We start from the raw sequence: 23693 nt of genomic DNA, 5'->3' as shown, positions 1-23693 counted from the left end.
GGACGTTTCCCTTCGTCGGAGGTACCCACCCACGGTGCGGCGCGGATCGGGATTTCAGCAACTATCCTTGCCGGTATGGCAAATGAAGAGTTCGCCCTGGCCTCGGTCGGCCCCCGGCTGCGGGAGCTGCGCCAACAGCGCGGCACCACGCTGACCCAGCTCTCCGAGGTGACCGGCATCTCGGTGAGTACCCTCTCCCGGTTGGAGTCCGGTGGCCGCCGGCCGACCCTGGAACTGCTGCTGCCGCTCGCCCGGGCCTTCCAGGTCTCCCTCGACGAACTGGTCGACGCGCCCGCCACCGCCGACCCCCGGGTGTATCCCCGACCGATCGTCCGGCACGGCGTCACGTTCCTTCCGCTGACCCGCCGACCCGGCGGTTTGCAGGCGTTCAAGCAGATCCTCCCGCCGAACACCCCGAGCGGCGAGAACGAACAGCAGACCCACGAGGGCTACGAATGGCTCTACGTGCTCTCCGGCCGGCTGCGCCTGCGGCTCGGCGAGCACGACCTGATCCTGACCCCCGGCGAGGTCGCCGAGTTCGACACCCGGGTTCCGCACCACGTCTCCAACCCCGGACCGGGCGTCGCCGAGGTCCTCTCCCTCTTCGGGCCGCAGGGCGAACGCCTGCACGTCCGGGCCCGCCCGACAGCCCGCTGATCCGGGCCCGCCCGACAACCCGCTGATCCGGACCGGCCACGGTGCCCGGCGTCACACCCGGCGGTCGGGGGTGGGAGGCCGCCGGAAGAAAACCGGCTCGTCGCCGGTTGGCGCAGATGTGATCAACGTACCGCTCTCCGTCCTCGATCTCGCCCCGGTCGCCACCGGCACCACCGCCGGCGCGGCCCTGCGGCACACCACCGCACTCGCCCGGCGCACCGAGGAACTCGGCTACCACCGGTTCTGGGTGGCCGAGCACCACAACATGCCGGCGATCGCCAGCTCCGCGCCGGCCGTGTTGATCGCGCACGTGGCGGCGAGCACCTCGACCATCCGGGTCGGGTCCGGCGGGGTGATGCTGCCCAACCACGCGCCGCTGGTGGTGGCCGAGCAGTTCGGCACGCTGGAGGCGCTGCACCCGGGCCGGATCGACCTGGGCATCGGCCGGGCGCCCGGCACCGACCAGGCGACCGCGCTGGCCCTGCGCCGCACCATGGCCGGGCTCTCCGCCGAGAACTTCCCGGAGGAACTGGACGACCTGGTCAACTACTTCACCGGGGACCGGCCGGGCCCGATCACCGCCACCCCGGGCCAGGGCGACCGGCCGGCGATCTGGCTGCTCGGCTCCAGCGGGTTCAGCGCCCGACTCGCCGGGCTGCTCGGCCTGCCCTTCTCCTTCGCGCACCACTTCAGCGCCGCGAACACCCTGCCGGCGCTGACCCTCTACCGGCAGAACTTCCGGCCGTCGCGCTGGCTGGACCGGCCGTACGCGATGGTGGCGGTCAACGCGGTCTGCGCCTCCGACGACGAACGGGCGGAGTGGCTATCCGGCCCGGCCTCGCTGTCGTTCCTGCGGCTGCGTACTGGCCGACCGGCCCCGCTGGCCAGTCCGGAGGAGGCGGCGGCGTACCCGTACACCGAGTTGGAGCGGCGGTTCGTGCTGGACCGGCGGGAGGGGCAGGCGCTCGGTTCGCCGGAGACGGTACGCCGGCAGCTCACCGACCTGCTGGCCCGGACCGAGGCCGACGAGCTGATGCTCACCACCATGGTCTACGACATCGCCGACCGCGTGCGCTCGTACGAGCTGATCGCCGAGAAGGTCGCCGGAGGGCTCCGCCGGCAGGGCTGACGACGCCGGTCGGGACCCGGGGTCGCTGCCGCGCCGGGCGGCTCCCGGACGACACCGGGCGGGCCTCGGGTGTGAGCGGTGTCACGGCGTCCGGATGTCGCGAAACACACTCTTCACCGTGCTGTCACCGCCGCGCACCGGAAGCCGCCTATTGTTCTTACCGGTGGTGGTTCGACAAGCGCGATCGGGACGGGTCGCGTGATGTCGCGGTGTGTGCCGCACCGGCACGCGGGGAGTTGAGCGGCCCCGCGAGCCGGTGCGGCTTCGCGTTTCCCGGGGGACCCGACCGCCGGCCGGCCCCGGACCGGGTCACCGCAGGTAGATCGAGGGTGCCGGCGGGGTCGACATGCCGTTGCCGATGAAGAAGCTCGGATGCGGCGGCTGGTTGTAGGCGGTGTTCTGCCAGGCGATCGCCACCCGGTACATCGGGTCGTGCATCAGGGTGTGAATCCGGGTGCTGGTCTGGGTCGGCGTGCTGTAGATCCGCAGCGCGCCGTTGTCGCTGGTCCGCCAGATCACCTCCTCGCGCCAGTCGCCGAGGATGTCCGCCGAGAGCGCCGGCGTCGCCTTGGTGCCGTTGTTCGACGCCACCCCGCTGCCGGTGAGCAGCCGGGTGTCCGAGCCGGTGCCGTACTTGTCGATCCGGGTCTGGTCCAGCAGTTCCCGGACCGGATCACCGTCCCACCAGATCAGGAAGTTCGCCGACGACGGCTTGCGGCCGACGTTCGACCCGCTCGGGCTGCGCAACCCGTCGGCCGCCGACGACCAGGACTCCGCCCCGGCGCTGCCGGCGTAGATGTCCCCGGCCACGCCCCGGCCGTTGTCCCCGGCGGGCGACGTCGACCAGTAGACCTGCCCGGTACGCGCGTTGGCGAACCAGGACGACGGCTTCGAGGAGTCCTCGCTGACCTTGAAGTACTCCAGTCCGGACCGGCTCGGGTCGAGGTCGCCGAGGTGCGCCGCGTCGCCGTGCCCGTACCCGGTGTTCCACAGCGGCGAGCCGTTGTCGTTGATCGCCATCGCCCCGTACAGGATCTCGTCCCGGCCGTCGGCGTCGACGTCGCCGATGGTCAGCGCGTGGTTCCCCTGGCCGGCGTACTGCGAGCCGGCCGAGTTGGAGTCGAAGGTCCAGCGCCGGGTCAGCGAGCCGTTGCGGAAGTCCCAGGCCACGACGACGCTCCGGGTGTAGTAGCCGCGCGCCATGATCAGTGAGGGCCGCTGCCCGTCCAGGTACGCCGTGCCGGCGAGGAACCGGTCCACCCGGTTGCCGTAGTTGTCGCCCCAGGAGGAGACGTTGCCCCGGGCCGGCTCGTAGTTCACCGTCGAGCGCACCGCGCCGGTCTGCCCGTCGAACATCGTCAGGTACTCCGGCCCGGCCAGCACGTAGCCGCTGGAGTTGCGGTGGTCCGCCGAGGCGGAGCCGATCACCTGACCGGTGCCGGAACGGCTGCCGTCGGCGGTCTTCATCGCCACCTCGGCGCGGCCGTCACCGTCGTAGTCGTAGACCTGGAACTGCGTGTAGTGCGCGCCGGCCCGGATGTTGCGACCGAGGTCGATCCGCCACAGCCGGGTACCGGTCAGGGTGTACGCGTCGACGTAGACGTTCCCGGTGTAGCCGGACTGGGAGTTGTCCTTGGCGTTGCTGGGATCCCACTTGAGCACGATCTCGTACCGGCCGTCGCCGTCGAGGTCGCCGACGGAGGCGTCGTTCGCCGAGTAGCTGTAGGACTCACCGGACGGGGTGGTGCCGCCGGGCGGCACCTGGAGTCGTACGTCGAGGTAGCCGTTGCCGAACTGGAGCGCCGGTGCCGAGGCCGGCTGCTCCGTCCCGTTCACCACCGCCCGTACCGTGTACGTCGAACCGGCCGCCGCGCCGGAGTCGAGATAGTTGGTGGCGCCGGTGATCGGGGACGAGTTGACCCGGGTCGACCCCCGGTAGAGGTTGAACGACACACCGGAGACCTCGGTGCCGAGCAGCCGCCAGGAGACCAGGTTGGCGCTGCCGGAGCGGACGCTGACCAGCCCCCGGTCGAGGTCCTCGACCTGCTTCGCGCCGGCCGGCGGTTCGGTCGGCGGCCCGGTGGTCACCGGCGGGGTGGGTGGTGCGGTGGTGGGTGGTGCGGTGCTGGCCGGCGGGGTGGTCGGCGATTCTCCGGGCGTGGTCGGCGTCACCGCACCGGTGCAGGTGGTGCCGTTCATCGCGAAGCTGGCCGGCGCCGGGTTGCTGCCGTTCCAGGAGCCGTTGAAGCCGAACGAGACGCTGGCGTTGGTGCCGATCGTGCCGTTGTAGCTGACGTTGCTGGCCGTCACCTGGCCGCCGCTCTGGCTGACGGTGGCGTTCCAGACCTGGGTTACCTGTTGTCCGGCGCCGTACGCCCAGGTCAGGCTCCAACCGGTGACCGGGTCACCGAGGTTGGTGAGGCTGACGCTGGCGCCGAAGCCGCCCTGCCACTGGTTGGTCACCTGGTAGTCGACCCGGCAGCCGGCGGCGGCGGCCGAGGCGACCATCGTGAAGGTGCCGGTCGCGGCGAGCGCCGCGGCCGTGGTCGCGGCGAGCAGGGTACGGCGATGTCGTGAGATACGCATGATCAACTCCGTCGATGGCGGGGGGCGGTCCCGGGTCCGCCAGCCCGACCGGGTGGCGGTGTCGTGCCGACCCTGCCCGTGTGGGTCGGCCGGACCCAGACCGCGGGAGGGTGGCCGAAATGGAACAGTTCAACGGCTACCCGACAACGGGGATACGGCTTCCTGCGCACCTGAATGCTAGGGCAACCGCTTTCCGCTACACAACATCGAGGTCGATCAGTTTAAAGGTTTCAGTTCGCCGATCCAGCTCTCCGTACGCGGCTTCGCGCTGCTCTACGCCGGCACCGCCGATGGGTACGCGGTCGCCGAGGCCGGCCTGCTGCGCTGCCCCGCCGGCACCGACCCGGGCGCGCTCGACCTGCTCGGCGCCGGCCACCGGGCCGAACTGCTCGACTACTTCTGAGCGTCCCGCCTCACCGTCCGGGCCCGGACGGAGGGGTCAACTCCCGCCGGCCGACATCAAACGAAAGCCGACATCAAACGAAAAGCAGCCCGCAGCAGAGCACGCCGACGACGCCGAAGACGATCAGGGCGATGCTGTAGTTCGACCACATGCCGAACTTCGTGACGTCGGTGCCCTGTCCGTCGTGCACCCGGTTGCGCCACCAGCCGAACCGGAACGACAACCCGTGCCCGGCGCCCGGCTGCACCACGACCCTCGTGGTGACCAGCGGAAAGCCGAACAGGTCGGTGTACTTGACCTCGTGCTCCCCGGCCGGCACCGCGACGTGGAAGGTGCCCTCCGCCATCCCGGAGACCTCTCGGCCGTCGACCTTCAGTTTGGCGGTACTCGGCACGGGCACGATGTAGGGTCCCCGGTCGGCCGAGACGATCAGCGCGCCCCAGCCCGGCGGCAGTTGTACCGGATGCGGATAGGCTGCCAGCGCCATGCCTGGCGGTGGGATCCAGGGGTATGCCATCGCAGCATATTGACACACCCGGAAAATCGTCTGCCGCGAGCCACCCGGTCACGCCGAGCCGCACGCGCCGGGTACGGGCGAAGGGCTTGTGCGCCATCGTCCACCGCTGGTGAGTCGGGCCGATCGGATCCACTTCGGACGTCGTCCCGGTCGGCGCCGCGTCGGCCGCCTCCGCCCGCTCGCCGAGCCGGCGATTCGCGGCCGTAGGAGATGATGTTGACGCGAGTAGACCTTCGAGAGGGTGACGGCGATGCGTGGACGCCCCGATCCGATCACGCGGCCGGCTCGGGCGGGCGGCTCCGCGCCGCCCGGAAGTGCCGGGGCAGCCGCCGAGGTCAGGGTGCTCGGGCCGGTCGAGGTTCTCGGGCCGGTCGGTCCGGCGGTACTCTCCGGATCCCGGCAACGCGCACTGGTCGGGCTGCTCGCGCTGCACACCGGCAGGGCGGTGACACCGTCCAGGCTGATCGACGCGCTGTGGGGCGAGAACCCGCCGCGCACCGCGCTGAAAACGCTGTACAGCCATGTCACCCGGGTCCGCCAGGCGCTGGCCGACTGCGGCCTGCCGGAGACGCTGACCAGACGGGGCTCCGGCTACCTGCTGGCGCTGCCCCGCTCGGCGGTCGACGCCTGCCGGTTCGAGGAGCAGGCCCGGCTGGCCACCGACGAGCTGACCGAGGCCATCCGGGAACTGACCGGGCAGACCGGCCGGCCGGCCGGCGCCAGCCACGAAGCCGCCGACAGGTCCGTCGAGGCGGCCATCGTGCCGGCGGTGCAGCGACTGAGTGCCGCACTCGCGCTGTGGCGCGGCGATGCGCTGGCCGACGCCGCGCCGGCCGGCTGGGCGGTCGCCGAGGTGGCGAGGTTGCAGGAGATGCGACTGACCGCGCTGGAGGACCGCTGGGACGCCGAGCTACGACTCGGCCGGCACCGGCTGGCGGTCAGCGAGCTGGAGCGGCTGGTGGCCGTGCACCCGTACCGGGAGCGGCTGGTCGGCCTGCACATGCTGGCGCTGTACCGGTGTGCCCGGCACGCCGACGCGCTGGAGTCCTACCGCCGGCTGCGGTCCGGACTGGCCGAGGAGCTGGGCATCGATCCGGGTGCCGCGCTGCAGCGGCTGCACGCGGACATCCTGCGCCGCTCGCCCCGCCTGGACCTGCCGACCGGGCGGGGCGGGCCGGCGCCGGGCCCGGCGTCCGCCACACCCCGACCGCCGGCCGCCGTGCCGATGCCCGGGCCGCCCGCGGTGGCGATGCCCGACCCGGCGGCGGTGGCGATGCCCCGACCGGCCCAGCTACCGGCACCGGTCGGGCACTTCACCGGGCGGGCGGAGGAACTCGACGCGCTGGAACGACTGGCCCGGGACCGGGACCGGGAGAGCCACCTCGTGGTGCTCTCCGGGCCGGCCGGAATGGGCAAGACCGCGCTGGCCGTGCAGCTTGCCCACCGGATCAGCGAGTACTTCCCCGACGGCCAGCTCTTCCTGGACCTGCGCGGACACGACCGGGAGGCGATGCTGACCGCCAGCGATGCGCTCTGCCAGGTACTGCGCAGCCTCGGCGTACCGGCCCCGCGGATGCCCGTCGAGCCGGTGGAGCAGGCCGGCCTGTACCGGTCCCTGGTCGCCGGCCGGCGGATGCTGGTCGTGCTCGACAACGCCGGCTCGGTCGACCACCTGGTCCCGCTGGTGCCGGCGACCCCGACCAGCCTGGTGGTGGTCACCAGCCGGACCCAGCTGACCGGGCTCGCCACCCGGTACGCGATCCGGTCGGTCGGGCTGGACGTGCTCACCCCGGCGGAGGCGGTGGCGCTGGTCCGCCGGGTCGCCGGACCGGACCGGGTGGACCGGGAGCCGGAGGCAAGCGCCGACCTGGTCCGGCTCTGTGGCCGGATGCCGCTGGCGTTGCGGATCGCCGCGGCCAAGCTGGCCGCCGACCCGCGCCGCACGATCGGCGAGCTGGTGGCGGAGCTGACCACCGAGGACCGGCTCGACGCCCTGTCGGTGGAGGGTGACTCGCGCAGCGTACGGACGGTCTTCGCCAGCGCGTACCACGGGCTCAGCGGGCCGGCCGGCCAGGCGTTCCGGCTGATCGGGCTGCACCCGGGCACCTCCTTCTCGGCGCAGCTGGTGGCCGCGGGTGGCGCCCTCCCGCTCGACCGGGCCCGGGCCGCCCTGGCCGAGCTGGCCGGCGCGCACCTGATCAACCCGATCGGCCGGGACCGGTACCGCTGCCACGACCTGATCCGGCTCTACGCCCTCGAATGCGGCCAGGCGGCGTGCAGCCAGCCGGAGCGCGACGACGTCACCGACCGGCTGGTGGACTGGTACCTGGCAATCGCCGACCTGGCCAACCGGGCCATCGACCGCGGCCGGGACCGGGTACGCCCGGCCCTGCGCCACCGGCTGGCCACGCCGCCGTTCGCGGCCGAGGCGCAGGCCGCCCTGACCTTCCTCGACGGCGAGCGGGAGAACATGCTGCCGATCGTCCGGTACGCCGCCGAGCACGCCCGGCCCGCCGCGGCGTGGCAGCTCACCTACCTGCTGACCGGATTCTTCGACTCCCGGGGGCACTGGCAGGAGCGGATCGGACTGTGCCGGTGGGGGCTGACCGGCGCCGAGCGGGACGGCGGGCCGATGGCGGAGGGGCTGATGCACAGCGCCCTCGGCGTCGCCCTGATCACCACGCGACGGTTCGACGAGGCGCTGTCCAGCCTGCACCGGGCACTGCCGCTGATGCGCCGCTGCGACGACCTGCGCGGTGAGGGGCATGTGTACAACAACATCGCGGTCGCGCACTGCGGGCTGCGCAACTTCGACGGTGCGATCGAGGCGCTGGAGCACGCGGTCGCCGCGCACACGGCCGACGGGCACGTCCTCGGCATCGTCCTGGCGCTGAGCAACAGGGGGGACTGCCACACCCAGATGGGCGAGCCCGACCGGGCGCTCGAGCACCTGCCCCGGGCGCTGGAACTGGTGCGTAACCTGGACAACCCGCGGCTGGAGGCCATCGTGCTGAGCCGGCTGGGGCAGGCGTACCTGCGCCGGGGCGAACCCGACCTCGCCCGCCGGCACCTTTCCCAGGCGATCGAGGTGCGCCACCGGATCGGCGACCGGCGGCACGAGGCGGAGACCCTGAACGACCTCGGTCTGGTGTTCCTGCTCGGCGGGGACCACCCGGCCGCACTGCGGCACCTGGAGCGGGCGCTGGCGCTCGGCCGGGAGATCGCCGACCAGCACCTGGAGGCGGTCGCGGCCAACCACATCGGCCGGGTCTGGCTGGAGGGGGGCCAGCTCGACCGGGCGCGGCAGCGGCTGGAGCTGGCCCTGGCGCTGCGGACCCGGGTGCCCGACCACTACGAGGAGGCGAACGTCCGGCGCAACCTCGGCGACCTGGCACAGCGGGCCGGCGCCCCGCAGACGGCCGTCGAGCACTGGGCCCGAGCGGCCGAACTGTACCGGAAGACGAACGCCTGGGCCGAGGCGGACCGGCTGGCCGCCGCCGTGGCGGCGCCGCCCGGGCCCGCCGCGGCGGGCCCGGGCGCCCCCCGGTCCAAAATCAGGGACCATCCTTGATGACCACCCGGAGGATGTCCGGCTTGACGATCACGTCTTTGTCGGACGAGCCGAAGTAGAGGTAGAAGTCCTCGTCGGACTCCTTCTCCTCGTCGGGGATGACCAGCGGCGGCAGCTGGACCGACTGCTCCTTGGCCGGGATGGTCGCCTTACCGTCCGGCTCGCCCTTGAAGTCCTTCCCGTCGGTCGCGCTCCCCTCGGCCGTCTTGTAGCGGACCACCACGTCCCGTGGCGCCGACGTGGTCACCAACAGGGTGATCTCGCACTTCACCTCCCAGCAGTCGCCGAGCAGGGCGGGTTGCACCTCGATACAGCCCGGCGGTTCCTGGCACTTCTTATCGACGGGCGCGGCGCCGGCCGGCCCGGCGATCGCGCCGACCAGCGCAACCGGGGCCAGCACGAGAGCGGTCGCGGCCGCGGCGAGTCTCTGCTTCCACATGACGACGATGTAACCGGCCGAGGGTTGCGAAAAGGTTGTGTCCGGCGCCGCGAGGACGCCGGACAGCACGGCGACCGCATCCGGACACGACCACGTCACTCGGGTACGACCGCGCAGGCGCCGGTCCCGCCGGGCAGCCGGTGCCGCTGCGCCGCCACGAGCCGGTACAGCGCGGCGGCCAGCCAGCTCACCGGCGGCCGGCGGAGGAGGTGGCCGAGCAGCGGCCAGCCACCCCTGCCGTGCCTGGCCAGCTCGGCGAAGGCCGCCGCCCCGGCCAGCCGGCCGCCGTCCGGCCGGATCAGGTACGCGGCGCGGTGCACGTCGTGCGGGGTCAGCCGGTACCGGGCCAGGTCGACCGACCGCCACGGCACCATGTCGACGGTCTCCGGGACCTGCGGGCGCAACCGCCGCCGGACGAAGTGCACCGAGGCGGTGCAGAAGCCGCAGTCTCCGTCGTAGACCAGCAGGTGCCGGTCCGGGGCGTACCCCACCGTCGCCTCCCGGGCCACCGGGACCGGTGCCGCCTCGGGGGGCGGGCCGGATGGCACCGGGTCCGGCGCCGTCACCGCATCGGGCCCCGGCCGGCCCAGCACGGCGGCGGGCCTCGGCCGCCGCGACAGGGCGACCACCCGGCGGCCGAGCCGCTCCGGCCAGCGGACGTGGTGACCGATCGGCAGCAGGTACAGCAGGAGCGCCCCGGACATCGCCGCGCAGAAGCTGACCAGTCCCATCTCGATCGCGATGCTGCCGTGGAACAGCAGGCCCAGGGTGAGGAGCACCCACCGGGCCCTCGGGTTGAGCACGATCCCCAACGCGAGCCCGAACTCCAGCGCCACCGACCCCCAGGTGATCGCCGCCACCCCGGCCGGCGCGGCGGTGACCAGATCGGTGATCGGTGCCGTCCAGGGCGGAGAGCCGAACGTCGGGTGGTGCGACCAGTAGTACATGGCGGTGCCGTCGGCCCACTCCTCGACGCCGAGCTTGGCCATCGACGCCTGCAGGTAGAGCCCGGCAACCTGGATCTGGATGAGCAGCAGGGTCACCCCGGCCACGATCCGGGCGGCGCTCGGCACGGTCGCCGCAGCCGCGTCCGGGTCGCGTGCCGGGCCGTCGAGCGCCCGCCAGTGCCAGCGCCTCGGGTCGGTCAGGCAGATCGGCAGGAGCAGCATGGCGAGCACGGCGGTGATCTGGTCGCCGCCGTCCTGGACGGTGCTGTTGACCATCAGGCTCCACGACACGTACCAGTGCGGGATGGCGGTGAACCGGGGGCGCCACCCGCTGATCACCAGCAGCAGCGCGGCCACCGACAGCCAACGTCCCACCGCCAGGTCCGGGGTGACGCACCAGATGCCGGCCTGGCCGAGCCCCTGACACACCGGCGGTACGACGCCGTTGGCCAGCGGCGACATCAGGACCTTCGGATCCGTGGCCAGCAGCGTGCCCAGGGTGCCCAACGCCAGCAACGTACGGGCCAGCCCCACCCCGGACGACCAGACGGGTACGGCGAATCGGGGCCGGGCCCACCGGCCGAAGCGGGTCAGCATGTCACCCTCACTCTCAGCACCTTCGACGGCATCGTGGTCGGCGCGTCCCGCCAGGCCCAGGGCAGAACGTCCTGGAGCACCACGCCGACCTCACCGCAGATGCTGTGGTGAGTGGACCGGTTCGGCAGGGTGCGCGTGACGGTCGACTGGGACAGGCAGGCGGTCGGGGCCCGCTCGCACTCCCGCCAGTCCCCCTTCGGGGCCAGCGCGAGCAGCAGGGCCAGTTCGGTGCCCTGCGACCGGCCCAGCCGGTCCAGTCCCATCAGGTCACCGGCGCGGTGCCGTGGGCCGGCGGTGATGTTCCGCCAGCCTCCGTCGGCCTCGTGCTGGTACACCTCGGCGGACCGGCTTCGCGGGCTCTTGGTGAAGAACGCCCAGCCCTGCGGCAACAGCGACCGCACGGTCTCCGCCTTGGGACCGGGCAGGGTGAACGGGCTGGCCGGCAGCGCGGCGTTCATGACGTACGCCACGACCACGAGGGCAACGGCGACCACGATCGCCACCCGCCGACCGGTACGGGTATCGACTTCATCCGTTGCGGCGCGCACCGCCGCACTGTCGGCCGCCATCTCAGACCACCGTCTCCGGACCGGCGGCGGTCTCCGCGACCGGCATCTCGTGCGCGAACCCGGTCCGGCTGTCGTACTTCAAGGGCGTGAAGTCGATCGCCCTCCGGACCACCACCAGGGTGACCGCCGCGTAGGCGGGCACCACCACGTCTGCGTTGACTCGTGGCATGACATCCTCTCCTCCCGATCTGACTGGACAGCGGCCACGCTTCCCGGGGACGGATGGCGAGAGGCTGTCCCGGGTTGCGACCGGCTTGCGACGGCGAGGCTGGCCGGCGGTGCGGCGTGCATGACGTACGCCGTTCGCGACAGGGCGGCGGCGACCGTCACCGCACCGCCGGCCGCCGTCTCAGTACTTCGCCCGCAGGCTGGTGGCGATGGTCTTGACCAACATCTCGTGCGCGAGCCTGGTCCGCTGGGAGAACTCCCGCGGGGTGGCGTCGATCGCCACGACGGCGACCACCACGGCGACCACGGCCACCGCGACCACGGCCACGTCGACCGCCACCGCGGTGTCCGCGCCCTTGTACATGTCCAGCATGGTCTCGTTGATCAGTTGCGTGAGCTGGACCTGGGTGTACTGCAGGTACAACCGCTCCTCGCCCCAGGCCTTGTCGATCTCGCCGACCCACTTGTCGATCGCCTCGGACCCGTACAGCTCGTCGAGCACCTTGCGGGCGACGGCGCCCAGCTCGTGCATGCCCTTGGCGACCTTGAGCGGGTCACCGGACTGCATCCACGTGCTGAGCGCCTTCGCCAGCTGCGGATCCGCGTCGAGGTACCGCCGGATCAGCTCCTGGATCCGACGCATCTCGTCGGTCCACGGCGTCTCCGGGCGGTCCAGCTCGGTGAGGTACTTGGCGGCGGGACCGTCGTTGAACAGCACCCCGTCGGCGATCTCGACCGCGGTCAGCTGCGGTGCCGGCTCGGCGCTCGCCGCGCCGGCCCGCCAACCCGCGAACGTGACGCCGAGCGTGACCGCCAGGGCGGCCATCGTTATCCGTCGCCATCGTGCGTTGAATCGTGCCATGACACCCTCTCTCGTCGGTGTGACCGATGTGAGAGCCACGCTTGACGAGGGCGGATGCCGCAAGGTTGTCCAGGGTTGTGGCGACCTTGCGACGCCGGAATCAGCGGTGGCCCGGCGCGGCGGAGCACGCCGACCGCCCCGGGGATGGTCAGGACGATGCCGCGGTCTGCCCGGCTTCCCGGAGCACCGCGCAGCCGCCGGCCGGCAGCCGCACGGTCTCGACGTGCTCCCCGGTGAGCAGCTCCATTCCGGACACCGGGACGGTCTGCGCCGTGTCGGTGTGGTTGAGCAGGAACAGCCAGCTCGTGTCGGCGGTGGACCGGCGGACCGCCTCCACCCCCGCCGGGGCGGCCGGGCAGGTAGGTTCCGCACCGGCCGCCTCCGCGACCCGGGCCAGCAGGTCGCGGTACGCATCGTCGTCGAGCCGGGTGGAGAGGTACCAGGCCACCCCGTCGCCGTACCCGTGCCGGGTCAGCGCCGGCAGGCCGTCGAGGAGCCCGCCGGCATAGCTGACCGCCGGAGTCGCGCCGGTCAGGCGTACCGTCTCGGCCCAGAGCCGACCGGTGCCGCCGTCGGAGAGTGGCAACCGGGTGGCCGGGTCGAGCGGGTGGAACTCCTCGACCCGGATCCCGAGCAGGTCGCGTAGTGCTCCGGGATAGCCGCCGACCCGGACCCGGGCGTGTTCGTCGGCGATCCCGCTGAAGTAGCTGACCAGCAGGTGGCCGCCGGCCGCCACGTAGTCGCGGATCCGCGACGCGTACCGGTCGGAGACCAGGTAGCGGGCCGGGAGCACCAGCAGGGCGTACCCGAAGAGGTCGTCACCGTCGGTGACGAAGTCGCTGGCGTGGCCCGCCCGGTACAGCGCCCGGTGTGCCGCCGACACCTCGGCGGAATAGTCGAGCTGGGCCGAGGGCAGCACGGTGGCCTGCAACGCCCACCAGCTCGCGACGTCCCAGGCGATCGCCACCCGGGCCGGTACCGCTCCGGCGTCCACCTCGGCCAGCCGGTCGAGCAGTACGCCGAGCGAGACCGCCTCGCGGAAGGCCCGGCTGTCCGGGCCGGCATGCGGCACGAGTGCGGAGTGGAAGACCTCGGCGCCGCCCCGGGAGGCCCGCCACTGGAAGAACATCGCGCCCCGGGAACCCCGGGCGACGTGCGCCAGGCTGTGCCGGGTCATCCGGCCCGGTTCCTTGGCGTGCATCCGGCCGGGGGTGAGGATCAGGTTCGGTGCGCTCTCCATCAGCAGCCAGGCCGGCCCGCCGGGCGGGTGCCGGCCCTTCGGCGCCGCGGCGGCGCTCCGGCCAGCCCCGCTAGGAAGGGCCCCCGCTTCCACAACATCCGATAAGAGGGGGTCCTTACTCGCACCGGACCGCTGGCCGTGCCGGGCCCAGGACCGGGCCAGGTCGGCGGCGAACGCGGTCTGCTCCTCGGCGCCCGGCCCGGCCTCCGCCGGGTAGTGGTCGATCGCCACCAGGTCCACCTCGGCGGACCACCGGGCGTGGTCCACCGGCACCCAGCCGCCGAGGACGTAGTTGGTGGTCACCGGCACATCCGGGGTGGCGGCCCGGAGCAGGTCCCGCTGCTCGACGTAGGCCGCGAGCAGTTCGTCGGAGACGAACCGGCGGAAGTCGAGCAACTGGCTCGGGTTGCCGAGGTACTGGGTGGCCCGGGGCGGCCGGATCTGCTCCCAGCCCGTGTGGTGCTGGCTCCAGAAGCTGCCGGTCCACGCCTCGTTGAGCCGGTCGAGGTCGCCGTACCGGGCCCGCAGCCAGGTCCGGAAGGCGACGGCGACGTGCTCGCAGTGGCAGGTGGTGCCGTACTCGTTGTGCACGTGCCACAGCGCCAGCGCCGGATGGTCCCGGTAGCGGTCGGCGAGCGCGGTGGCGATCTCCCGGGCCGCGGCCCGGTACGCCGGGGCGCTGGCGCAGTAGGTGTCCCGGCTGCCGTGGCTGAGCCGTACCCCGTCGGCGGTGACCGGCAGCGCGTCCGGGTGCCGCAGCGAGAACCACGGCGGCGGGGAGGCGGTCGGGGTGGCCAGCGCCACCCGGATGCCGCCGTCGTGCAGCAGGTCGAGCACCCGGTCCAGCCAGTCGAGGTCGTACCGGCCGGGCTGCGGCTCAAGTCGGGACCAGGCGAAGACCCCGACGGTGACCAGGTTGACCCGGGCCCGCCGCATCAGCTCGACGTCGGTCGGCCAGACCTCCGCCGGCCACTGCTCCGGGTTGTAGTCACCGCCGTAGCAGAGCCCGGTCAGCCCCTTCGGCCAGCGCACACCCGCCCCGCCTCTCCCGGCGGAACCCCGGACCCGCGAAGCCGCCGTTGACCTTTGTTTGGGTTCCAGCCAAAGTAAGCGGGGTGAATCCCCCTGTCAACGGGCTCGTCTCGACCACCCGGACCGACGACTGGGAGGCCGCGCTGATCAGTGGCAACGGCCGGCAGGGTGCGCTCTGCCACGGCGGCCCGGAGGCGGTCCGGATCACCCTGTCGCACGAACGGCTCTTCCTGCCGCTGACCCCGCCGCTGGACCCGCCGCCGACCGTCCGGATCCTTCCCGAACTGCGTTCGCTACTCGCCGCCGGCCAACACCGGCGCGCCGCCGAGCGGGTGGTCGAGTTCGCCGCCGAACAGGATCCCGGGTACGCCACGACCCGCTGGGTCGACCCGCTGGTCGGCGCGGCCGTCCTCACCTGCACCCCGGTGGCGGCCGCCGGACCGAGCGCCGGACCGAGCGCCGGCGGGGTGCCGGCAACCGGCTACCGGCGGAGCACCGACTTCGACACGGGGGTGGTCCGGCAGTCCTGGCGGTCGCCGGAGGGCACGGTCGAGGTGGCCGCGTTCGTGTCGCGCCCGCACGACGCGCTGGTCGTCCGGCTCACCGGGCCGACCGGCTGGCACAGCGGGCTCGGCGTCCTCGACGAGGACCCGCCGGTGCCGATGGCGACGACGATCGCGCCGGACGGGCTGGGACTGCGGGTGGAGTTCCCCGCCGCCACCGGACGGCAGGTCACCGGCTACACCGTACGGTGCCGGGCGCTGCGGGGCGGCACGCTCCTGCTGCTGCGTACCACCGTGGACGGCGTACCGTCGCCGGGGCCGGAGCTGGCGGAGCTGCCGGCGGACTTCGACGCGCTGCTGGCCGCGCACGTCGCAGTGCACGGCGAACTGGTCGGCCGGGTCCGGCTGGACCTGGCCGGCTCGCCGGCCGCCCGGACGGCCACCACCGAGGAGCTGCTGGCACCGTTGCGACCGGACACCGTTGGCGGCACCGCCGAGTCCGGCAGCACCGCCGAGCCCGACACATCGGGCGGCAACGCGCTGCTGGAGCGGCTCTTCGCGGCCGGCCGGTACGCGATCGTCTCCGCCTGCGGCGACCTGCCGCCGACCCTGCTCGGGGTGTGGAGCGGCAGCTACCGGCCGGCCTGGAGCGGCGGCTACACGCTGAACGGCAACCTGCCGGCCGCGCTGGCGGCGCTGGCCGTCACCGGCACGCCCGAACTGGTCGTACCCCTCTTCGACCTGCTCGACTCGGTCGCCGACGACCTGACCGACAACGCCCGCCGGCTGTACGGGGCGGCCGGCATCCTCACCCCGACGCACCTGACCAGCCACGGCCGGCAGAACCACTTCGGTCCGGTCTGGTGCCAGACGTTCTGGACCGCCGGGGCGGCCTGGCTCGGCCGGCTCTACCACGACCACTGGTGCCACACCGGGGACCGGACGTTCCTGCGGGAGCGGGCGCTGCCGTTCCTGCGTCGGGCCGCCGAGTTCTACCTGGACTTCGTGACGGTCGGACCGGACGGCCGCGCCCGGTTCGCGCCGTCGTACTCGCCGGAGAACGCACCGGCGAACACCGGCGCGCAGGCGAGCCTGGACGCCACCATGGACGTGGCGGCCGTCGGCGACCTGCTGCGGAACCTGCTGACCGCGACGGCGGCGCTGGGTGAGCCCGACCCGGCCGAGCCGGGCTGGCGGGCCCTGCTGGCGGCGCTGCCGCCGTACCGGATCGCCCCGACCGGGGAACTCGCCGAGTGGATCGCCCCGGAGCTGCACGACAACCACGCACACCGGCACGCCTCGCAGCTCTATCCGCTCTGGTACGAGATCGATCCGGCCTTCGCCGCCGACCCCGCGCTGCGCCGGGCCGCGACGCTGGCGATCCGGCACCGGCTGGCCTGGTGGCAGGGGGCGGAGTCGGACGAGATGGGTTACGGGCTGGCCCAGCTCGGCCTGGCGGCGGCGCGGCTCGGGCTGGCCGAGGAGGCGTACCGGACGGTGCTGCTGATGGCCGGCCGGTACTGGCGGCCGAACCTGGTCTCCACGCACAACCGGGACGCGATCTTCAACCTCGACCTCTGCGGTGGGTTCCCGGCCGTGATCGCCGCCATGCTGCTGCGCAGCAGCCTCGCTCCCGGCCACAGCCTCGCTCCCGGCCCCGGGCCGGGAGCGCCGTCGGTCCGGCTCGACCTGTTGCCGGCGCTGCCGCCGGCCTGGCCGCGCGGCAGCGTCTGCGGGCTGCTCGCCCGGGGTCCGGTCACGGTGACCCGGCTGGCCTGGACGCCGACGGAGGTCGAGACGTCGCTGACCTCCCCGGTCGACCGGGAGGTCGCCGTCGGACTGCCCGGCCGCGATCCGGTCCGGGTCGAACTGGCGGCCGGCCGGACGCATCGACTCCGATCGCGGCGTTGACAGTTTGTTGGGTAACCAAAGAAACTATGGGGAGTCCATGCGCCGGCCGGCATCCGTCGGCGGTGCGTGCGACCCGCGTCCCGGGAGCCGAGGAGGCCGCATGCCGTACCGCCCGCCCCTGGTGCCGCACGAGACGTTCGTCGCCGACCCGCCCGACCTACCGGTCCGAGCCCCGGGCGAGCACGGGCTCTCCGCACTGCACCGGGCCGAGGTGCTGAGCACGGACGGCCAGGGCGTGACCCTCAAGGCGACAACCTCGGACGGCGGCTCGCTCGCGGTCCGGATCACCGCCGCCGCCGAGGGCGTCATCCGGGTACGCCTCAGCGAGGACCCGCTCGCCCGGGGCCGGGCCAGCCGCGCCCTGCGCCTGGTCCACCCCCAGCCGCACCGCGCCGAGGTACGCGTCGACGGCGACCGGGTCCGGGTCGACGCCGGAGCGGTCGTCGCCGAACTGGCCCTCGACCCGTGGCACCTGCGCTTCGTCGACCCGACCGGCGCGGTGCTGGTCAGCCAGAGCCGGGGCGAGCAGGACATCAGCGGTCGACTGCGCACCCTGCCGTTCGGCCGGTCACTCGTCGACGGCGCGGTCGCCGCCTACCACGAGAGCTTCGTGGCCCCCGGCGACGAGCGGTTCGTGGGGCTCGGCGAGAAGTTCACCCCGCTGGACAAGCGCGGCCAGCGCGCTCTGATGTGGAACTTCGACGCCTTCGGCAGCGAGTCGGACCGCTCGCACAAGAACATCCCGCTCTACCTCTCCGACCGGGGCTACGGGGTACTGGTCGACAGCGGCATGCCGGTCGAGTTCGACATCTGCCAGTCCACGCACAGCTGCGTGCAGATCCTGGTGCCGGACGACCTGATCGACTACTACGTGATCGCCGGCCCCACCCCGGCCCAGATCCTGGAGCGGTACGACCGGCTGACCTGCCGGCCGGCGCTGCCGCCCAAGTGGGCGTTCGGCGCCTGGATCTCGTCGGGCTTCTACCGGGACAGCCAGCAGCGGGTGCTGGAACGGGCGCGGCGGATCCGCGAACGCGGGATTCCCTGCGACGTGCTGCACCTGGACTGCTACTGGCAGGTCGCCGGCGCCTGGTCGGACCTGCGCTGGGACGCCGAGCAGTTCCCCGATCCGGCCGGCATGCTGGCGGAGCTGGCCGAGGCGGGCTTCAGGGTCAGCCTCTGGATGAACCCGTACGTGATGACCGGCAGCCCGCGCTACGCCGAGGCGGCCGAGGCCGGCTACTTCCTGCGCCGGGCCGACGGGACGGTCTACGTGGCGGACACCTGGCACGGCAGCCACCCGGCCGGCGGGATCGTCGACTTCACCAACCCGGCCGCGGTCGACTGGTTCACCGGGCTGCTCCGGCCGCTGCTGGAGCAGGGCGCCAGCGTCTTCAAGACCGACTTCGCCGAGGGGGTACCGGCGGACGCGGTGGCGCACAACGGGATGACCGGAGTCGAGCTGCACAACGTCTACTCGCTGCTCTTCAACGACGTGGTGGTGAAGGTGACCCGGGAGGTGGCCGGGCACTCCACGGTGTGGGCCCGGTCGTCGTACCTGGGTGGGCAGCGGCACTCAGCACAGTGGAGCGGCGACGTGAACGCGACGTACCCGGCCCTGGCCAGTACGCTGCGCGGCGGGCTGAGCCACGGGCTGTCCGGGGTGCCGTTCTGGAGCCACGACAGCGGCGGATTCCACGGCACCCCGACGCCGGATCTCTACGTACGCTGGGCGCAGTTCGGGGCATTCTCCCCGCTGGTCCGGTTCCACGGCACCACCAGCCGGCTGCCCTGGGACTTCCCGGCCGAGGCCGAGCGGCTCGCCGTCGAGGCGCTGCGGTTGCGCTACCGGCTGATGCCGTACCTCTACTCGGCGGCGGTGACCTCGGCCCGGACCGGTGCGCCGATGCTGCGGGCCCTGCTGGTGGACTCCCCCGATGATCCTGCCGCGTGGACGGCGGAGCTGGAGTACCGGCTCGGCGAGGACCTGCTGGTAGCGCCGATGACCAACCCGGAGAACCGGCGGCACCTCTACCTGCCGGCCGGCGACTGGGTGGACTTCTGGACCGGACAGGTGCACGCCGGTGGCCGGCACCTGCGGGTGCACCGGCCGCTGGCCCAGATCCCGCTCTTCGTCCGGTACGGCGCGCTGATCCCGGTGATGCCACCGGCCGACCGGGTCGGCGACGGCGCGTTCTCCGACGTCACCGTGCTCAGCTTCGGCGCCACCGACGGCAGCGCGCTGGTGCACGACGTCGACGGCGACACCACGATCCGGGCCGGCCGGTCGGGCGACGAGTTCCGGGTCGAGGTCGACGGACCGCTCCGGGTCACCGGCGTCGCCCTCGCCCCGGTCGAGGGTGCCCGGCTGCCCGGGCGGCTGCTGCTGGGCGGCACCGCGACCAGGGCGGTGCCGCTGGATGGACTACCCACCGTGCGGGGTTGAAGGTCGGGGCGGGGTGCCCAGGTGGGGGGCGCCCCGTCCCCCTTCAGGTGACCGCCGACGTGCGGAGTACGGACCCGACCCGGCGCTCAGCCCTTCACCGCGCCGATGATCACGCCCTTGACGAAGTGCCGCTGCACGAACGGGTAGACCAGGACGATCGGCGAGACCGTGACCACCACCACCGCCATCTTGATCGCCAGCGTCGGCGGCATCGAGACCCCGAGCGTGCCGGCGTTGTTCGGCGACTGGCCGGCCAGGATGAAGCTCTGCAACACCCGCTGGATCGGGAACTTCGAGTTGTCGTCGATGTAGAGCAGGGCGTTGAACCAGATGTTCCAGTAGCCCACCGCGTAGAAGAGCCCGACCACCGCGATCACCGCCCGGGAGAGCGGCAGCACGATCCGGGCCAGGATCCGGAACTCGCCGGCACCGTCGATCCGGGCGCTGTCCAGCAGCTCGGCCGGGATGTTCTGGAAGAACGCCCGCACCACCACCAGGTTGAAGACGCTGACCGCGGTCGGCAGGATCAGTGCCCAGATCTGGTCCTTCAACCCGAGCCCGGTGACCACCAGATAGCTCGGCACCATGCCGGGATAGATCAGGAACGTCAGCAGGAAGAAGAAGAGCAGCCCCCGGTGCCCGACCGTCCCGGGCCGGGACAACCCGTACGCGGCCAGCACGGTCAGCACCAGGCTCACCGCCGTACCGACCAGGGTGACCAGGGTGCTGGTCCAGAGCGCCTGGGTGACCAGCCCACCGGCGAAGATCGCCCGGTACGCCGAGAAGTCGATCTCCCTCGGCACCACGACCAGCCCACCCGCGGCGTTGATGGTCTGCCGGGACGCCAGACTCGTCACCAGCACCACCCAGAGCGGGATCAGCACCGCCAGCAGCACGCCGGTGAGTACGCCGCCCCGGAAGACCTGGCCGGCCGCGGACGGCTCCTCCTCCCAGGCCGGTCGCCGGTTCCGCCCCCGACGCCGCTGCGCCGGGGCCGTCCGCAGAGGATCCGTCACAGTCATGATCGCGAGTACACTCCCCGCTCGCCGAGGGCGTGGGCGAACCGGTTGGCCGCCAGGATCAGCACCAGCCCGACCACGGCCTTGAAGAGCCCGGCGGCCGCGCCGTAGCCGTAGTTGCCGGTGGCGATGGAGTTGTAGTAGACGAAGGTGTCCAGCACCTCGGCCGCCTGCCGCCCGACCGCGTCACGTTGCAGCATGAACTGCTCGAAGCCGACCGAGAGCGCGTCGCCGAGCCGCAGGATCAGCAGCAGTACGATCACCGGCCGCAGCCCGGGCAGCGTCACGTGCCACAGTCGCTTCCACCGGCCCGCCCCGTCGACCGCGGACGCCTCGTACAGGTGCGGGTCGATGGTGGAGAGCGCGGCGAGGAAGACGATCGTGCCCCAACCGACGTCCTTCCACACCGTCTCGGCGGTGACCAGCAGGATGAAGGTGTCCGGGTTGGACATGATGTTCCACGGTTCGAGCCCGACGTCGCGCATCTCCTGGGCGAGCAGCCCCGCCCCGCCGAACATCTGCACGAAGAAGGTGACCACCAGTACCCAACTGAAGAAGTGCGGCAGGTAGACGACGGTCTGCACGAAGCCCCGCAGCCTCGGCGAGAGGATGTTGTGCAGCATGATCGCCAGCATGATCGGCAGCGGGAAGTAGAAGACCAGTTGGAAGGTGGTAATCGCCAGGGTGTTGCGCAGCGCGTCCCAGAACGCCGGGTCGCCGAAGAGCGTCTCGAAGTGGGTCGTCCCGATCCAGGGGCTGTGCAGGAACGCCTGCAGCGGGGTGTCCCCGGCGTACGGGTTGTAGTCCTGGAAGGCGACGACGTTGCCGAGCGTCGGCAGGTAGTGGAAGACCAGCAGCAGCAGCGCGGCCGGGGCCACCATCACCAGCAGCGGCCAGTCCCGGCGCAGCCGGGCCCGCAGCGGTGCCCGGGCGCCCCTGCGGCGCCCACGGCCGTGGCGTACCGGCTCGGGACGGCGGTCCGGCCGGCCGGGACCACCGGCGGCGGGCCCGACCGGTGCGGGGCCGCCCCCGTCGCCGGCCGGCACGGCACCGGGCCGGGGCGGGGCGACGGTGACGTCGACCGGAGCGCCGGGTTCGCCGGCCCGGTCACCGGGCCGCGAGGTCACCCGGGCGCCGCCCGCCCGGGCCGTTTCGCGGGTACTCATCGTCCGGCGTCGGCCAACGCCTTGGCGCGGAACTCGCGACCCTCGTCGCCGCCGCCGTTACGCCACTCCGTGATGATCGTGTCGAGGTCACCGATCGGCCGTCGGCCGCGCAGCAGGTCGGTCACCTTGTCGTCGGTCGGGACGAGGCTCGCCTTGAACCGGGCCGGCATCTCCAGCTTCAGGCCCGCCCAGGGGTCCTTCTCCAGGTACTTCACCATCTCGTTGGAGTAGGTCAGCATGTCCCGGACGTAGTTCGGGGTCTGCGGGGAGGGCTGCACCACCGGGCTGCGCCCGCTGATGAAGAAGTACTGGTTCTGGATCTCCTTGAAGCCGAGGTCGGTCTTGACCGGGCCGGTGGCGGTCCGGTTGTGGTGCTTGCCCTCCACTCCGTACTCGCGCAGGTCGAACTCCTTGGTGCCGAACGGCGCCGAGCACCAGTTGATCACCCGCAGCAGCTCCTCGACCCGGGCCTTGCCCAGCCCCTTCTTGATGAAGGTGTACGAGATCGGGTTGTCGTCGCCCCAGACCAGCGGGTCGCCGCCGGTGGCCGAGAAGATCGGCACCGGCTGGATGTTGAAGCCCGGGGTGATCCGCTGCTGCTCGGCCTGCATCGGCTGCCAGGCGCCCGGACCGTCCTGGAAGAAGAGGATCTTTCCGCTCTGGATCAACTGCTTGGAGTCGGCGCCCTTGCTGGCCACCAGGCTCGGGTGGACCAGGCCGGCCTGGTAGACCTTGGCCATGAACTCGACGGACTGCTTGTATTCCGGCGTCTCGTACTTGAACTCCGGCGTGCCGTCCGGCTTCAGCCGCCAGCCGTCGTCGGTGCCCGGCACCTTGTGGAACATCTGGACCATCGCGAAGATGTCGTTGAAGGCCCAGACCCCCTTGGCCGGGTCGGTCACCGACTTGCCGACCTCGAAGAGTTCGTCGATCGTCTTCGGATAGCCGTGGCCGGCCGCGTCGAGCAGGTCCTTGCGGTAGAAGAGCGCCCACGGGAAGGGCCCGTCCTTCGGACAGGGCACCGCCATCAGCCGCTCGTTCCAGAACGCGTTGCGCCAGGCTCCGGCCGGGAAGGTGGCCAGCATCGGGTACGGGTCGATCCCGGCGCCCTTGAGGTGGTCGGTGAGGTCCTCGAAGAGCGCGGCGGTCGCGTCGGCGAACCGGGGCAGCTTGGAGACCTCCCACTCCGGTACGCAGAGCAGGTCCGGCACGTCGCGGGCGCCGAGCATGGCGTTGAGCTTGTCCGCGTACGTGTTGCCGTCCTGGACGCTGAAGTTGACCTCGATGCCCAGTTCCGCGTTGACCGCCGCCAGGTACTGGCTCTGGCCGAGTCCGGGCGGTGCCGGGCCCCAGGCCGGGGTCATCGCGTTGATCCGCTGGCCGCTGCTGCCCGGCTTGTCGGCGATGGCGTCGACCAGGGTGCTCGGAAACTCGGTGTAGCCGTCCGGCACCGGACGGGTGCCGATGATGCTCGGCTTGGGGATGCCGGGCGGCAGGTCCTTCTGGTGGGGCAGCAGGCCGGCGAGCTTGTCCAGGTCCTGGGCGCTGCTGGTGGAGGCCACCTCGCCACCGCAGCCGGCGAGCAGGCCACTGCCGACGGTCGCCGCGGCACCGAGGCCCACCAGGCTCAGGAAGTTCCTACGGTTGGTGGCGCTGCCCGGGCCGGATGCTTCCACGGGGGCGCTCCCTTCGATATCGCCGTCCGGGCCGCCGACCCGCGTGCCACGCGGGAGCCGAACCCGTTCGGTTGCTGGGTGGGTATGGGGTAGAGTGAGTTAGTCGGTTGACTAAACAAAAGTAATCGACGGTGACCGGTGCCACAAGACATCGAACAATCATGGCGCGGCGGGTGAGCGTGGGCCGGCGCGTGGCGGTGCGGCATGATGGCCGCGCCGTCGGCAACCCGGCTCGACACCGGGCCCGGAGACCGA

The 23693-nt window shown here is 72.4% G+C and carries 17 protein-coding genes; 5 read left to right on the top strand and 12 right to left on the bottom strand.

All coding sequences use genetic code 11. From position 1 onward, the window contains the following. Window positions 1-75 precede the first annotated feature (75 nt). Window positions 76-657 carry a helix-turn-helix domain-containing protein gene (locus tag ABNF97_RS23310; RefSeq protein ID WP_130460590.1) on the top strand — a complete coding sequence of 194 codons (582 nt, stop codon included), beginning with the start codon at window positions 76-78 and terminating at the stop codon, window positions 655-657. A gap of 118 nt (window positions 658-775) precedes the next feature. Beyond that, window positions 776-1786 (top strand): LLM class flavin-dependent oxidoreductase, encoded by a 1011-nt coding sequence (locus tag ABNF97_RS23305; protein WP_349339797.1) that lies wholly within the window; start codon window positions 776-778, stop codon window positions 1784-1786. Between the two features lie 309 nt (window positions 1787-2095). On the opposite strand, the gene ABNF97_RS23300 is transcribed toward ABNF97_RS23305, so the two are convergent. The 3 genes from ABNF97_RS23300 to ABNF97_RS23290 all read right to left on the bottom strand — a co-directional run bounded on the left by ABNF97_RS23300 (window position 2096) and on the right by ABNF97_RS23290 (window position 5292). Beyond that, on the bottom strand, window positions 2096-4372 hold the full coding sequence (locus ABNF97_RS23300) for a rhamnogalacturonan lyase family protein (RefSeq protein WP_349339796.1): 2277 nt from the start codon (window positions 4370-4372) through the stop codon (window positions 2096-2098). A 196-nt stretch (window positions 4373-4568) separates the two neighbouring features. After that, a complete protein-coding gene (locus tag ABNF97_RS23295) occupies window positions 4569-4748 on the bottom strand; it encodes a hypothetical protein (RefSeq protein WP_349339795.1) in 180 nt (59 codons plus the stop codon). A 100-nt stretch (window positions 4749-4848) separates the two neighbouring features. Next, entirely contained in the window at window positions 4849-5292 is a 444-nt protein-coding gene (locus ABNF97_RS23290; RefSeq protein ID WP_130460594.1) for a hypothetical protein, read from the bottom strand. A 250-nt stretch (window positions 5293-5542) separates the two neighbouring features. Here ABNF97_RS23290 and ABNF97_RS23285 point away from each other — a divergent pair, with 250 nt between their 5' ends. Continuing rightward, a complete protein-coding gene (locus tag ABNF97_RS23285) occupies window positions 5543-8863 on the top strand; it encodes an AfsR/SARP family transcriptional regulator (protein WP_349339794.1) in 3321 nt (1106 codons plus the stop codon). Here the strand turns inward: ABNF97_RS23285 and ABNF97_RS23280 are convergent. The 6 genes from ABNF97_RS23280 to ABNF97_RS23255 form a co-directional block, all read right to left on the bottom strand. Then, entirely contained in the window at window positions 8847-9302 is a 456-nt protein-coding gene (locus ABNF97_RS23280) for a Calx-beta domain-containing protein (RefSeq protein WP_130460595.1), read from the bottom strand. The two genes, ABNF97_RS23285 and ABNF97_RS23280, sit on opposite strands and share 17 nt — an antisense overlap. A gap of 95 nt (window positions 9303-9397) precedes the next feature. Beyond that, entirely contained in the window at window positions 9398-10846 is a 1449-nt protein-coding gene (locus ABNF97_RS23275; RefSeq protein WP_349339793.1) for a sporulation-delaying protein SdpB family protein, read from the bottom strand. Next, entirely contained in the window at window positions 10840-11415 is a 576-nt protein-coding gene (locus ABNF97_RS23270; protein ID WP_130460596.1) for an SdpA family antimicrobial peptide system protein, read from the bottom strand. Before ABNF97_RS23270 ends, ABNF97_RS23275 begins: the two co-directional genes overlap by 7 nt. Window position 11416: 1 nt before the next feature. Beyond that, window positions 11417-11584, bottom strand: a complete 168-nt coding sequence (locus ABNF97_RS23265; RefSeq protein WP_349339792.1) for a hypothetical protein — start codon at window positions 11582-11584, stop codon at window positions 11417-11419. A gap of 180 nt (window positions 11585-11764) precedes the next feature. Beyond that, on the bottom strand, window positions 11765-12445 hold the full coding sequence (locus ABNF97_RS23260; protein WP_349339791.1) for a sporulation delaying protein family toxin: 681 nt from the start codon (window positions 12443-12445) through the stop codon (window positions 11765-11767). 148 nt (window positions 12446-12593) lie between these two features. After that, on the bottom strand, window positions 12594-14717 hold the full coding sequence (locus ABNF97_RS23255) for a beta-galactosidase (RefSeq protein ID WP_349339790.1): 2124 nt from the start codon (window positions 14715-14717) through the stop codon (window positions 12594-12596). Window positions 14718-14800: 83 nt separating this feature from the next. Here ABNF97_RS23255 and ABNF97_RS23250 point away from each other — a divergent pair, with 83 nt between their 5' ends. Both ABNF97_RS23250 and ABNF97_RS23245 read left to right on the top strand, forming a co-directional pair. Continuing rightward, complete coding sequence (locus ABNF97_RS23250; protein WP_349339789.1) at window positions 14801-17131, top strand: glycosyl hydrolase family 95 catalytic domain-containing protein; 2331 nt, start codon at window positions 14801-14803, stop codon at window positions 17129-17131. Window positions 17132-17231: 100 nt separating this feature from the next. Further along, window positions 17232-19577 carry a TIM-barrel domain-containing protein gene (locus ABNF97_RS23245; RefSeq protein ID WP_349339788.1) on the top strand — a complete coding sequence of 782 codons (2346 nt, stop codon included), beginning with the start codon at window positions 17232-17234 and terminating at the stop codon, window positions 19575-19577. Between the two features lie 86 nt (window positions 19578-19663). Here the strand turns inward: ABNF97_RS23245 and ABNF97_RS23240 are convergent, their stop codons facing one another. The 3 genes from ABNF97_RS23240 to ABNF97_RS23230 all read right to left on the bottom strand — a co-directional run bounded on the left by ABNF97_RS23240 (window position 19664) and on the right by ABNF97_RS23230 (window position 23438). Beyond that, window positions 19664-20599, bottom strand: coding sequence for a carbohydrate ABC transporter permease (locus tag ABNF97_RS23240; RefSeq protein WP_349339787.1), 936 nt, complete (start codon window positions 20597-20599; stop codon window positions 19664-19666). Further along, window positions 20596-21477, bottom strand: a complete 882-nt coding sequence (locus ABNF97_RS23235; protein WP_130465598.1) for an ABC transporter permease — start codon at window positions 21475-21477, stop codon at window positions 20596-20598. The genes ABNF97_RS23240 and ABNF97_RS23235 overlap by 4 nt, the downstream gene beginning before the upstream one ends. Window positions 21478-21758: 281 nt before the next feature. Next, entirely contained in the window at window positions 21759-23438 is a 1680-nt protein-coding gene (locus ABNF97_RS23230; protein ID WP_349339785.1) for an extracellular solute-binding protein, read from the bottom strand. Between the last annotated feature and the right edge of the window lie 255 nt (window positions 23439-23693).

The sequence above is a fragment of the Plantactinospora sp. B6F1 genome, from assembly GCF_040120695.1.
Taxonomy (GTDB): domain Bacteria; phylum Actinomycetota; class Actinomycetes; order Mycobacteriales; family Micromonosporaceae; genus Plantactinospora.
This window is presented reverse-complemented; position numbering and strand designations above follow the sequence as displayed.